14 protein-coding genes are annotated in these 12,892 nt (G+C 41.7%); 9 read left to right on the top strand and 5 right to left on the bottom strand.

Annotation, left to right across the window (positions count from 1 at the left end; genetic code table 11):
- Positions 1-216 precede the first annotated feature (216 nt).
- On the top strand, positions 217-1,407 hold the full coding sequence (locus tag NSMS1_RS13060; protein ID WP_224085836.1) for a transposase: 1,191 nt from the start codon (positions 217-219) through the stop codon (positions 1,405-1,407).
- 60 nt (positions 1,408-1,467) lie between these two features.
- Here the strand turns inward: NSMS1_RS13060 and NSMS1_RS13055 are convergent, their stop codons facing one another.
- On the bottom strand, positions 1,468-2,259 hold the full coding sequence (locus tag NSMS1_RS13055) for an MlaE family lipid ABC transporter permease subunit (RefSeq protein ID WP_224093826.1): 792 nt from the start codon (positions 2,257-2,259) through the stop codon (positions 1,468-1,470).
- 376 nt (positions 2,260-2,635) lie between these two features.
- Here NSMS1_RS13055 and NSMS1_RS13050 point away from each other — a divergent pair, with 376 nt between their 5' ends.
- The 5 genes from NSMS1_RS13050 (at position 2,636) to NSMS1_RS13030 (ending at position 5,794) form a co-directional block, all read left to right on the top strand.
- A complete protein-coding gene (locus tag NSMS1_RS13050) occupies positions 2,636-2,932 on the top strand; it encodes a hypothetical protein (RefSeq protein WP_224093824.1) in 297 nt (98 codons plus the stop codon).
- A 542-nt stretch (positions 2,933-3,474) separates the two neighbouring features.
- Positions 3,475-4,296: a signal peptide peptidase SppA gene (gene sppA, locus NSMS1_RS13045; protein WP_224093823.1), complete on the top strand. Its 822-nt coding sequence runs from the start codon at positions 3,475-3,477 to the stop codon at positions 4,294-4,296.
- Between the two features lie 102 nt (positions 4,297-4,398).
- Complete coding sequence (gene aroH, locus NSMS1_RS13040; RefSeq protein WP_224093821.1) at positions 4,399-4,809, top strand: chorismate mutase; 411 nt, start codon at positions 4,399-4,401, stop codon at positions 4,807-4,809.
- A gap of 121 nt (positions 4,810-4,930) precedes the next feature.
- On the top strand, positions 4,931-5,542 hold the full coding sequence (locus tag NSMS1_RS13035; protein ID WP_224093818.1) for a class I SAM-dependent methyltransferase: 612 nt from the start codon (positions 4,931-4,933) through the stop codon (positions 5,540-5,542).
- 33 nt (positions 5,543-5,575) lie between these two features.
- Positions 5,576-5,794 (top strand): type II toxin-antitoxin system HicB family antitoxin, encoded by a 219-nt coding sequence (locus tag NSMS1_RS13030; protein ID WP_224093817.1) that lies wholly within the window; start codon positions 5,576-5,578, stop codon positions 5,792-5,794.
- Between the two features lie 89 nt (positions 5,795-5,883).
- Here NSMS1_RS13030 and NSMS1_RS13025 read toward each other — a convergent pair whose 3' ends face one another.
- The 3 genes from NSMS1_RS13025 to crtR all read right to left on the bottom strand — a co-directional run bounded on the left by NSMS1_RS13025 (position 5,884) and on the right by crtR (position 7,706).
- A complete protein-coding gene (locus tag NSMS1_RS13025) occupies positions 5,884-6,252 on the bottom strand; it encodes an aspartyl protease (RefSeq protein WP_224093814.1) in 369 nt (122 codons plus the stop codon).
- Entirely contained in the window at positions 6,249-6,566 is a 318-nt protein-coding gene (locus NSMS1_RS13020) for a hypothetical protein (RefSeq protein WP_224093811.1), read from the bottom strand. Before NSMS1_RS13020 ends, NSMS1_RS13025 begins: the two co-directional genes overlap by 4 nt.
- A gap of 249 nt (positions 6,567-6,815) precedes the next feature.
- Positions 6,816-7,706, bottom strand: coding sequence for a beta-carotene hydroxylase (gene crtR, locus NSMS1_RS13015; protein WP_224093808.1), 891 nt, complete (start codon positions 7,704-7,706; stop codon positions 6,816-6,818).
- A 369-nt stretch (positions 7,707-8,075) separates the two neighbouring features.
- Between crtR and pyk the strand changes: the two genes are divergently transcribed.
- Together pyk and NSMS1_RS13005 are read left to right on the top strand one after the other, a co-directional pair.
- Positions 8,076-9,845 (top strand): pyruvate kinase, encoded by a 1,770-nt coding sequence (gene pyk, locus NSMS1_RS13010; RefSeq protein ID WP_224093793.1) that lies wholly within the window; start codon positions 8,076-8,078, stop codon positions 9,843-9,845.
- A 262-nt stretch (positions 9,846-10,107) separates the two neighbouring features.
- A complete protein-coding gene (locus NSMS1_RS13005) occupies positions 10,108-10,347 on the top strand; it encodes a hypothetical protein (protein ID WP_224093792.1) in 240 nt (79 codons plus the stop codon).
- Positions 10,348-10,433: 86 nt separating this feature from the next.
- Here NSMS1_RS13005 and NSMS1_RS13000 read toward each other — a convergent pair whose 3' ends face one another.
- Positions 10,434-11,297 (bottom strand): PD-(D/E)XK nuclease family protein, encoded by an 864-nt coding sequence (locus tag NSMS1_RS13000; RefSeq protein ID WP_224093789.1) that lies wholly within the window; start codon positions 11,295-11,297, stop codon positions 10,434-10,436.
- 111 nt (positions 11,298-11,408) lie between these two features.
- Here NSMS1_RS13000 and NSMS1_RS12995 point away from each other — a divergent pair, with 111 nt between their 5' ends.
- The gene (locus NSMS1_RS12995) at positions 11,409-12,836 is read left to right on the top strand and encodes a phosphoglucomutase/phosphomannomutase family protein (protein WP_224095223.1); all 1,428 of its coding nucleotides are present in this window, start codon (positions 11,409-11,411) and stop codon (positions 12,834-12,836) included.
- Positions 12,837-12,892 lie beyond the last annotated feature (56 nt).

Below are 12,892 nucleotides of genomic sequence, written 5' to 3'. Positions count from 1 at the left end.
TATTTTAGGAGTTTGTCAGTTGTCAGTTGTCATTAGTCATTAGTCATTAGTCATTAGTCCACAGTTCATCGTTTTTCCCTTGCTCCCCCTGCTTCCTCATCTTCCCCTACTCCCCACTCCCTACCTGACAGGTGTAGGTTTTTTACAAGAGTGTGAGCATTCATTCACGCTTGACAGAAAATAAAAGCAGACTGACAAAGTGAAACAGAGGCTCAAATGCTGAAAAATGAGTACCTCAAACAATGGACAAATATAGTGTCACAGAAAATGCCACATCTGACGTTACCACAAGTGGTAGGGCTGGCAACATGGAGTTTTGGCATAGTGATGACAAGATCAAGTAGCTTGAGCAAAGTGTCAAAATTCATAGCTCAAGTCAACTCAGAAAAGGCAAATACAGTACGTCAAAGATTAAAAGAATGGTATGAGGAAGCCTCTGCCAAAAAAGGGCTTCATCGTCGGACTCTAGATGTAAGTAGTTGTTTTGCGCCATTGCTGTTATGGGTGATCAGTTTGCTACCTACCAATATCAAGCGTATTGCGCTAGCACTAGACGCAACCAGTATCGGCAATAAGTTTGTAGTCTTATCAGTAAACATACTCTTGGCGGGTTGTGGAATCCCGATAGCATGGTGTGTGGTCAAAGCACATGAGCCAGGAAGTTGGAAAGGGCATTGGCACAATCTGCTCACAGCAATCAAAGATGCCATCCCAACTGAGTTTGATGTCATAGTCACTGCTGACAGAGGACTGTATGCTTGTTGGTTGTATGAATTGATTGTGGCTGCTGGCTGGCATCCGTTTTTACGTATTAACCATCAAGGAACTTATCGCCTGCCATCTGGGAATACATGGCATCCACTAAAAGATGTGGTTTGTACCCCTGGAACATCTTGGTCAGGTCGAATTATTTGCTTTGTCACCAATCCCGTTGAATGTACATTGCTTGCCCGTTGGGATTTTGGTTACAAAGACCCTTGGTTGATTTTGACTGACCTTGAACCCACGAGCGCCTCTGCACTCTGGTACGGTTTACGTCCTTCTACAGAATGTGTTTATCGGGATGTCAAAGGAGATGGTTGGGATTGGCATCATACTCGTTTGCTCTCACCACAACGTGCTGAACGTTTGTGGTTAGCCATCGCTGTTGCCACTCTTTGGATGGTGATGCTGGGGGGCGAAGCGGAAAATCAATCTTCTCCCCCAACTCTCGAACAACTTCCACCTCGACATGTTGTCTTTTCTCAGCCTTTCCACCTTCATCCTCAGCGTCAGATTTCTTGTTTTTTGTTAGGCCTGTTGACCCTGATTGCTGATTTACTCAACCATCTTCCTATTCATCTTCCCAGTTGGAGTGCTTTTCCTCATACTCCTGTTGACGATTTCTTTTGCTTCAATTCCTCCTAATTGTAAAAAACCTACACCTGTCAGCCACTCCCTACTCCCTACTCCCTCATCTCCTCATTCTCAAAATCCTTGCTCAAATGCGCTACCAGTGCCTTGAAACATTACCCAGGATAAGAAGAAGTTGCTGATGAAAATAATTAATAAGGCTGTAACGACTGCTGTTGTAGTTGATTGTCCTACGCCTTTGGCTCCACCTGTGGTTGTTAAACCCCAGCTACAACCGATGATGGCGATTAATACTCCAAAGCAGCAAGCCTTGATCATGGCGCTACAAATATCCCAACTTCCCAACAAATTACGGGCGGAATCTAAAAATACTGTGTCGGAGAGTCCATATAAGTTTGTGGCAATGATTAATCCTCCTAACATTCCGGTAATTAAGGACAAGATTGTTAGGATGGGCAGCATGATAAAACAAGCCAGTAGCCTGGGAATGACCAAATAGTCAATTGGGTCAGTTTTGAGCATCAACATGGCATCAATTTGTTCTGTCACTCGCATTGTGCCAATTTCTGCGGCAAAGGCAGAACCAACACGCCCCGCCAATACTACGGCTGTGAGTACTGGTGATAATTCGCGGGTTAATGCGACTGCTAACACTCCGCCGACAAGATTCCCCGCGCCAAAGTTAATAAACTCCCGTGCGACTTGAATTGTAAAAACTGCACCAACAAAAACTGCTGTTAACAGGGCAATGAATAAAGAATCTGGCCCTACGGCTGCCATTTGTTCTGTAGTATTACGCCAGTGAATTTTACCCCTGAGTAGGTGAACTATGGCTTGTCCACCTAGAAATGTTGCCGCCAGCAATCGCTGACTCCATGTTCCTAAGCTGGATTTAGATATGGTCATTTGTAATTAGTCATTGGTCATTTAGTCATTAGTCCATAGTCAACAGTCAACAGTCAACGGTCAACTGTTGTTACACCTTGATCTTGTGGCAAATATTAACTTTGCTTAATAAATTTCTCAGGATATATTGCTTTGCATAAACACGTTAAACGTGATAACTTCTTGACAGGCTGAAATATAAGCTTTATTTAACAAGGGTTTTAGAGATTGTTATGTGATTTTGCACTCACAGCACTTGTGTAACAAGTAACCTACTTTTTTAATGAAAACTTAAGATTTTTGACAACTTGGCTGTTGAGAAGCGATCGCACGTATTGTAGAAAGAGGACAAGTAGCTGTTCGGCTATTTTTCACTTAATCTTGGAGCTTATCTCAAATGACTATTTTTACCAATTTTCTTCGTTCCTTGGTATTGACGATCATCTTTAGCTTTGCAGCACCTCTATGTTTGATCGGTGCTGTACTCTTGTTCTTGTCTTTGGGTGGCTATGTTCCGCTTTTAGGAGGTGTAACTGAGGCGATCGCAAATACTATCTTTAATTTCTTGAGCATTTTTGGTAGTGGTTCTGCTTTGCATGGCATTTTAGTGATTTGCATGACTTGTAGTTTCGTCGGTGCGCTGTTCGATACCTATGTCTACTACCGCTATCAAATTTTACGCTTAGATTCCTAAATCCTCCAAAATTCACAAAGGCAAATTTAACTATGGCTTCTACGCCTCGGAGATATTTTATCTTTTCGATTTAACAAATATTTATATTACTAAATTAGTATTAATTGTTTTTATAATAAAATTTACAACTGAATAAGCTACAAAAAACTAGTAGCCTCTTATGCCCGCCAACGAAAGGATAGCTACACTTACTTGGTGATATAGAAATAGTTATATATTTACTGTTGAATAGTTATTCAAATAAATATTGAATATATAAATCAATGCTACAAATTCAGCCAATGAAAGGTTTGAATTTGAGCATGGGCTTACCAGAAAGCAAAAATTAGAATATTATTTTTTAAGTTTTTAAACCTATTTAGACTGCTCTAATTTGTTGCCTGTGGGATAAGAATAGCAAACAAATATCCACACAAAGCATAAAAAAATAGTTAAAATTCGGTGTGGACTCATGGCTGCTCGTTTTTTTAATAGAGCGGAGTTAACACATCTGACCACTAGACAAATTATATTTAGATCATTATCAGGTTTTTAATTTGCTCATGGTTTGGCCTTTCAAGTCAAGATTTCGTAAACAAATTGCTCGCATTGAAATTACAGGTGCGATCGCTAGTGCAACTCGTAAGCGGGTGCTAGAAGCTTTAAAAACTGTTGAAGAAAGAAAGTTTCCAGCATTGCTACTACGCATTGATAGCCCTGGCGGTACAGTAGGAGATTCCCAAGAAATATATAGTGCATTAAAGCGATTACGAGAAAAAATCAAGATTGTCGCTAGTTTTGGCAATATTTCGGCTTCAGGCGGTGTTTACATTGGTATGGGAGCAGAACACATCGTCGCCAACCCTGGAACCATCACGGGAAGTATAGGTGTAATTCTGCGGGGAAACAATCTAGAACGGCTGCTAGATAAAATTGGTGTTTCCTTTAAAGTCATCAAATCTGGCCCTTACAAAGATATCTTGGCATTTGACCGGGAATTAACCGAACCAGAACAAGGTATTCTGCAAGAATTGATTGATACCAGTTATCAGCAATTTGTGGAAACAGTAGCTCAAGGGCGGTCTTTAACAGTAGAACAAGTGAAAAGTTTTGCTGATGGACGGATATTTACTGGACAGCAAGCCTTAGAATTAGGAGTTGTAGACCGACTGGGAACTGAAGAAGAAGCCCGTCGTTGGACAGCAGAACTAGTAGGTCTTGACCCAGAAAAAACAACTTGTTACACCTTAGAAGAACGAAAACCGCTATTGAGTCGAGTTTTAAACGGAAGCAGTCGTAGTTACTCGAAACTAGGCGCAAGTATTGACTGGTTAGAGTTTGAAATGTCTACCAGTGGTTTGCCACTCTGGTTGTATAGACCGTAATAAAGGGAGATAAAAAAGACAATCAAAAATAAATATAGATTATTGACTAATTACTGTTGACTAATGACTATTGAATAATGATCACTTAAGGAGGATTTTGGCGTGGAGTGGCGATTGCGTGCTATTCGTGGAGCAACAACCGTTTCTGAAAATACAGTGGAAGCTATCCGGGAAGCGGTTAGTGAACTGCTTGACGAACTCGAAAGACGAAACCAACTCCAGCCAGAGGAGATGATTAGCGTGACATTTTCAGTAACGCGAGACTTAGATGCGATTTTTCCAGCTGCGATCGCCAGACCCCGCCCCGGCTGGGATAATGTAGCTATGTTAGATGTCCAGCAAATGCACGTTGAAGGTAGTTTACAGCGCTGCATCCGCTTCTTAATCCACGCCTACCTCCCAGCCTCCGTTTCTGTTCATCATATTTATCTGCGCGAAGCTACAAAGTTACGTCCCGATTGGAGTTTCCCCCAGGCGCTACAAGCATCACAAGTAATAGAGTCAAAAGTTTAGAGTGCTGAGTGCTGAGTGATGAGTGCTGAGTGCTATGTGCAAGGAAAATCTGAATTTTGAATTTTGAATTTTGAATTTTGAATTTATTAGCTTCCTGCCTTTTAGCTAGTAACCCAGTCTTATGAATCCTAATGATACAGCCGCTCGATATGATCAAATCGCCAAATGGTGGCAGACTCAGCATCAAGATTCATCATACGGGATTGCACAATTAGAACGGGCTATTAAATTTACTTCTGGACGAAACTCAGCTATTGATATCGGCTGCGGAAGTGCTGGACGTTTTATTCGCGTTTTATGCCAGCATGGATTTCAGGTTGAAGGGCTAGATATTTCAACAGAAATGATCAATCTAGCCAAGCAATTACATCCAGAAGTCACATTTTACAGAGAAGATATCTGTCATTGGGTTCCGCCAAAACTTTACAGTTTAATTTCTGCTTGGGATAGCACTTTTCATCTACCGTTAAACATGCAGGAACCGATGACGAGGAAGCTATGCGATGCGTTAGAACTTGGGGGAGTATTTATCTTTACCTGTGGCGGTAGCCATACAAGCGGTGAAATTTCTGGTTCATTTCAAGGACAGGATTTTGATTACAGCACTTTAGGTGTAGATACTTTCCTGCGGATTATCACTGAGCATAACTGCACTTGTCGCCATGTTGAATATGACCAATATCCAGAAAAGCATGTTTATATCATTGCTCAGAAAATCGGCGTTGCAGAATAGAAAAGATGAGAAGCAACTAGAGATAAAAAGTACATGAGTCAATACAGCATGATTATTCAATGGTCTGATGAAGATCAGCTGTTCTTAGTAACAATTCCAGAGTTTAGCGATCGCGTTATTATGCCTTGCACTCATGGTAAAACTCTTGAAGAAGCAATACATAACGGCGAAGAAGTAATTGAAATGTACTTGAAAGCTTGGGAAACAGAAGGCGTATCTATTCCTGAACCTATAACTCTTCAAATTACTTAATGGCTCACTTTCTGAGTATCTTTCAAATAAGATTGTGGACGCGATCGCCCAGATTAAAAAATTTACAGAAGATGGGGCGATGGTAATTTTTACGTGTACTCTAATGTAACTCTATTTTGACTATAATCAGCAACTAAAATAAATGATTTCAACCATCGAGAACCTAATAAAATTTCCTGTATTTCATTTCCAGCAAATACAGGAATTTCCCATTCTTGATTATCTATGATTACTCTACCTCTATAAACATCAAATTCAGTTTCTCCTTGAGCAGTTCTCAATTTATCTTGATTTAAAAACTGCCAATCAAGACTCTCTAAATCTTGTTTGTTCATAGCTAAAAACTCAGTGAATCCTGTATCTAACATCGTTTCTACAGGAAAACTCAAGTCATCCCCACCAATTAAATCTATTTCAAAATAAATTTGTCCATATTCTCCAAATCTACCCTCAATCATATTCTGCCACTAACACCTGTTTCATTAATGCCAAAAATATGATGAATAAGTTGAGGGTATTTTTCTCTAGCCATTTTACTGGCTACTTCTTTATCCTGATCAATAAAATAATCGCCGCTATCAGGTTCAATGGCAATATACCAGCCATAATATTTATCTAGAATTTCTGGTTTTAAACGTTCAAAAATCGCCCAACAACGCTCATAAAATGCTTGTCTTCTGGCTTTGTCTTGGGCTTTTTGTGCTTTTGTCCACTGAATTTCGGGGAATACTCTCCCACGTCTCACAATTCTTTCGGGTGAAGAGTGTGTCATATTTTTTACATGATGAAGATTTATTTCTCATACTCTATTATAAAGCGATTGCCCTCTGCCTAAGTTCAGTGGATATGTTTAGAACGAAAAGCTCGTTCCCTTCCCAATAGTTAGCAATGACTTCCATCATATTGATCATACCTTCATAGCCAAAGTAAGGCTTATCAATATAAGTCTCTCTGTTCGTCAGACTGAACACATCAATGACATGATTCAAGCTTTAATAAAAAAGTGCTTGATGCCAGTATTCTATTCCTGATGATGATGAAATCTAATTCCTAAAAAGATGTCATAAACAAACTCAAAAAAGTCTTTTTTCTGCAATAATCCTGAAGTTTGGTAGCAGCCTTTTTCATCTAAAAGCGGCTTCATCTTATAGTATGCAGGCTGATAGTTATACCAGGGAATTGAAGGCCATAAATGATGAATTAGATGATAATTCTGACCCATGATTAAAATGTTTAGCAGCTTTCCTGGATAGACACGGGCATTCTTCCAGCGATCGCGTTCTGCAAAAGGCCGATGAGGTAGATAATCAAAGAATAGCCCCAATGTGATGCCAATGATAAATGCGGGGATAAACCAAAAGTTGAGAATGTAACCCAAAAAGTGATACTGAACAGAAATGTAAACAATTGTGATAACAATTAGACGGCTAATAAACCATTCTAATAACTCATTTTTCTTCCATAGTCGGCGTTGAAAGAAAAATACCTCATGGTATAGAAATCGCACAGCAATTAACCATAGTGGCCCGCCTGTAGAGACGTAATGATCTGGGTCGTCTTTGGGATGATTAACGTGGGCGTGGTGCTGTAAATGCACCCGTGTAAAGACTGGGTATGCAAAAGCTAGTATCAACGCGCTACCATGACCTAACATGGCATTAATTAGGCGATCGCGGTGAGCAGATTGATGGCAAGCATCATGAATTACAGTTCCCGCAAAATGTAAAGCCAGAGTATTAACGCTAAAGCACAACCAATGCGGCCATTCCCAAACCCAGTAACCAAAATTAGATAACACCAACATCACCACAGATGCCAAAAATAACAGCATCGTGGGGTTAAAATCACCAGGAGGCGCTAAAAATTCCTTGGGTGGGACTTTCAGTGGCTGCTGTGCCTCCAATGTGAGCATTACTGTCTCCTCTTTGATCAAACATTACAAATATACGATAAATATTAGTGGATAATAAATTTTTGTAAGGTTTTGTATAGCAATTTTTATCTAATATCTATGCTGAGGTGTAGATGAATGGCGCTATGATTCCAAACAAGACCTAAATCTTAGCTGATGAGTAGGGTGTGCTATCCGCTTAACGAATAATTTTGATGTAAGAAATTCTATCTACAGCAGGATGGAACCCAGATTGGTGTAACATATCAAGTCTGTCTGATAGTTCCATAACATTTCGGATTGTTTGCGTCACAGATATAACCGTGACGGAAAACTAAAAGCCCCTTAATTTACTATGACTCACTAGATAGCTCCCTAGAATCAGCCCCTATGCAATTAAGAGATTCTGTACGCCGGACAAAAATTGTCGCCACAATTGGCCCCGCCACTAGCAGCCCAGAAATGCTGAAAGCAATTATTGAAGCGGGTGCGACAACGTTGCGACTCAACTTTTCCCACGGTACTCATGCCGATCATCAGCGTAGTATTCGCCTAATTCGGCAAACCGCATTTGAACTAAATCAGCCAGTGGCAATTCTCCAGGATTTGCAAGGGCCAAAAATTCGCTTGGGTAAGTTTGAAAACGGGTCTATAGTTTTAGCGAAAGGCGATCGCTTCACCTTGACAAATCGCCCCGTTGTCGGTACTCAAGAAATCAGCTGCGTCACCTACGAGTATTTGGCAGAAGAAGTACCTGTAGGCGCAAAAATCCTGCTTGATGATGGTCGCGTAGAAATGTTGGTAGAAGAAATCAACCGCGACAAAGGCGATTTACATTGTCGGGTAACTGTAGCGGGTAAGTTATCGAATAACAAAGGCGTAAACTTCCCCGGCGTTTACCTATCAATTAAAGCCATGACCGACAAAGACCGCGAGGACTTGATGTTCGGTCTAGACCAGGGTGTTGATTGGATAGCGCTTTCCTTTGTCCGTAACCCCCAGGACATTATTGAAATTAAAGAGTTGATTTCCAGCACTGGTAAACAAGTGCCAGTAGTTGCCAAAATTGAGAAGCATGAAGCGATCGAACAGATGGAAGCTGTTCTTGCTTTATGCGACGGCGTAATGGTGGCTAGAGGCGATTTAGGGGTAGAACTACCAGCAGAAGATGTGCCTGTACTGCAAAAGCGCTTAATTGCCACAGCCAACCGCTTAGGGATTCCTATCATCACTGCTACCCAAATGTTGGACAGCATGGTGAGCAACCCCCGTCCCACCCGCGCGGAAGTTTCTGACGTAGCCAACGCCATCATTGATGGTACAGATGCGGTGATGCTTTCTAACGAAACGGCTGTGGGTAGCTACCCAGTAGAAGCAGTGGCGACAATGGCTAGAATTGCTGAACGCATCGAGCAGGAAGAATATACTGCGACCAAATTACGTCAACTGCGCGATAACCGCCGTTCTATTCCCAACGCTATCAGCCAAGCTGTAGGGCAAATTGCCGAACAGTTGGGAGCAGCCGCAATTATGACTCTCACCCAAACAGGGGCGACAGCACGCAACGTTTCTAAATTCCGTCCTCATACACCAATCTTGGCAGTAACACCCCACGTTAACGTCGCACGGCAACTACAAATGGTATGGGGCGTGAAACCTTTGCTGGTGTTAGAATTACCCTCTGCTGGTCAAACCTTCCAAGCCGCCATTAACGTCGCGCAAGAGCATAAGTTGCTATTTGAAGGCGATTTGGTGGTGATGACGGCGGGAACGCTGCAAGGGGTATCCGGCTCGACAGATTTAATTAAAGTGGAAGTAGTGACAGCCGTGTTAGGTCAAGGAATTGGCTTAGGACAAGGCTTGGTAAGCGGTTGTGCTAGGGTAGCTCACAAGGGTTTGGATGTAAGTAACTTTAACACTGGTGATATTTTGGTTGCACCCCGCACTGGCGCAGATTTTGTCGAAGCAATTCGCAAAGCAGGCGGCATTATTACAGAGGATGAAAGTTTAACCAGTCATGCAGCCGTAATTGGTTTACGCCTTGGTGTCCCGGTAATTGTGGGTGTGAAGAAAGCCACGCAAGTCATTCGTGATGGAGCAATTCTCACTATGGATTTGCAACGTGGTTTAGTCTACTCTGGGGCAGTAGGAACTCCATAGCAATTTAAAACTCAAAAAGATGGGTTTGCTGAATTAAAAGATAGCTCTTGTAGATGAGGTATTTTACCTATCCGACAAGAGTTATCACTTTATTAAGAATTAAGTAGGCGTTTAGAGATGCCGTAGGCTATTACGAATTACGAATTACGAATTATAAATTACCACCCCCCTCCTATGTACTTTTTTCTACCCTTTTGGATGGATGAATGACTGTGTAAGGTTCAGTAGAAATGAGTTAAAGACCTAAATGGAGGGTGAATAAATGACTACAGCTAACAGAAATTCTCAACAACCTATTAGTAACTTGGAGTACGACTTTATCACCGTTTTACAAAGCAAAGCGGAAGCGGTGAGAGCTTATGATAAATACATTGAAGATGCACAAGCCGCTAACTCTAAGCCTTGTGTAGATTTATTTCAAAAATTGCGTCAGTCTGATATTGAGCAAGCACAAGAAATTCGTAATCATCTCCAAGAAGTAATGCAGAAAGGTTCAATGTAATATTTTGTATAATTGGGGCGGGCAAGATGCCCACCCCACAAGGATTTAATTTAGTTTTAAAATTTTTTTAGTTTATAAGCTGTGCTTTATTGACTACTATTAGTTTTGATAATTGGTGAAGATTGTACTTGAGAAGGTTGAGCCGAAAACTCACAAATTGATTGAAAGGGGCAGAAGCGACAGTGATAACCAGGATTGGGTGGGAATATCTCACTGAAATTTTCAGCAGCATCCTGATACTGTTGTACGTCTTCGTAGTGCTTTTTAGCAATATTGATTAGCTCCAGCTTTAAATCTTCTAACTCATTTCTCTTCAGACTAATCAACTCTGATTCTTGACAGAGTTCTAAATTATAAAATGATGCTACAGCTTCTTTACCTGGGTAAAGGTAATGAGCAGCTAATAAGTAAACTAAGGCTTGCCTTTTATCAAAAGCAGCTTTACCAGTCTTAAAATCTAAAATATGCAGAGTATGGCGATCGTCTGACTCAATGAAAACACAGTCCATCGCTGCATATAAGCGAAAACGATCATCTTTCTGCTCAATTAAAATTGGCTTGGGAAAACCTTCATCACCGCGAGTTAATTGCAGAATTTTTTTGCCCAACAATAAAGGTGAATTGTAATACTTCTTCAGAATTTGTATCACTCTTTGTTGAACTTGAATTGTAGCGTTACTTAATTTCAACAGCCGCGCTACTTGCTCAACTCCATCTGAGCGTGTTAACAAATGTCGATTATGATGAAACTCATAAACGCCTTTTTGGGCAAGGATACCTATTCGCTGAGGTGCGGTAGCATTCCCTAGTAGTGCTTTGACTTGTGGCTCATGTTGACGCGCCTTGATAAACCCCCGTCTCATCTGGCAATGCCAACGTTCTTGCCCTATAGCTGGGGCAACTAAAGACCAGAGGTGATAACTAACAAACAGTCGTTCGGGGGTTGACATTGGTCAAGAGCAGTGAGAAAAAATACGGTGAAGGATGCTTGCGACTACGCACGCTTTGCGGGAAGCTTCCTAATAGTGTTCAGTTCAAATAAATGGGAGAAAGTGGCAGACATGAGCGCTAGTAGTAATTCCGGCAAGATAAAGTTTGGTACTGATGGATGGCGAGGCATTATTGCCGATGACTTCACTTTTCCCAATGTGCGGAAAGTGACAAGAGCGATCGCAAGTTATTTAGAAACAGCCTACACAAAAGATAGACCTGTTTTAATTGCCTACGATACGCGGTTTTTAGCTGATCAGTTTGCCCAAACAGCAGCTCAAGTCTTGGCGGACTTGGGCTGGAATGTTAAAATTACTGACCGGGATTGCCCCACACCAGTAATCGCTTATAACGCCCGTCACCTAAATTCGGCTGGGGCATTAATGTTTACGGCTAGTCATAATCCAGCACCATACTGTGGAATTAAATATATCCCTGATTATGCTGGCCCTGCCACTCCAGAAATTACTGATACTATTGTGGCAAATATTGAAAGTGCATCGGATGAATTGCCATCTGGCAAGCCATCAGGTTCGATTTCTACTTTCGATCCCAAACCGGACTATCTCCAGTTTATTTACACTTTGCTGGATCTGGAAAAAATTAAAAGCGCCCAACTCAAAGTCAAGTATGATGCGTTATATTCTACATCCCGTGGCTATTTAGATGAAGTATTGCTAGAAAGTGGTGTGCAATTAGAAAGTTTCCACACTTGGCGCGATGTTCTCTTTGGTGGGGGAATGCCTGAACCGAAGGGGGAACAGTTAGTTGAGTTAGTTGAAGCAGTCCGCAACGACCATGCAGATTTGGGACTGGCGACAGATGGGGATAGCGATCGCTTTGGGATTGTGGATGAGTTAGGTAATGTCCTCACGCCCAACACTGTGCTGTTAGTCCTGGCACGCCATTTAATCAAAAATAAAGGCAAGACTGGCGCTATCGTCCGCACAGTAGCCACAACTCACCTATTAGATAACTTCGCCGCTAAATACGGTTTGACCATTTACGAAACCGCAGTAGGCTTTAAATACATTGGGGAAAAGATGCGGGAAACTGCGGTCTTGATTGGGGGTGAAGAATCAGGCGGTTTAAGTATTATTGGGCATATTCCCGAAAAAGATGGCGTTTTAGCTGATATGCTGATTGCTGAGGCGATCGCCTACGAAGGTAAGCCCCTGAGTCAATTAGTCAAGGAAGCGATCGCGGAAGCTGACGGCCCCTTGTATAACAATCGTCTAGATTTACACTTGACAGAAGCACATAAAAATGCTGTGATTGATTCCTTTACAAAAAATCCTCCTTCCGAGGTAGCTGGGGTGAAAGTGAAGGAAGTTGGACGTAAGGACGGGATTAAGCTGTATTTGGAAGAAGGAAGTTGGGTGTTGCTGCGTCCCTCTGGTACTGAACCACTGGTGCGCGTTTACTTAGAAACCAACTCTCCTGAGAAGCTGACAAAGCTGGCGCAAGAGTTGGAAAGTGCGATCGCTAAGTTAGGATAAGAATCTCCACCACAGATGAACGCCCGTGTTCATCTGTGTGTATTTGTGGTTCGTGA

This window comes from Nostoc sp. MS1 (genome assembly GCF_019976755.1).
Taxonomy (GTDB): domain Bacteria; phylum Cyanobacteriota; class Cyanobacteriia; order Cyanobacteriales; family Nostocaceae; genus Trichormus.
Note: the sequence above shows the minus strand (reverse complement) of the source record. Positions and strands in the feature narration are given on the sequence as shown.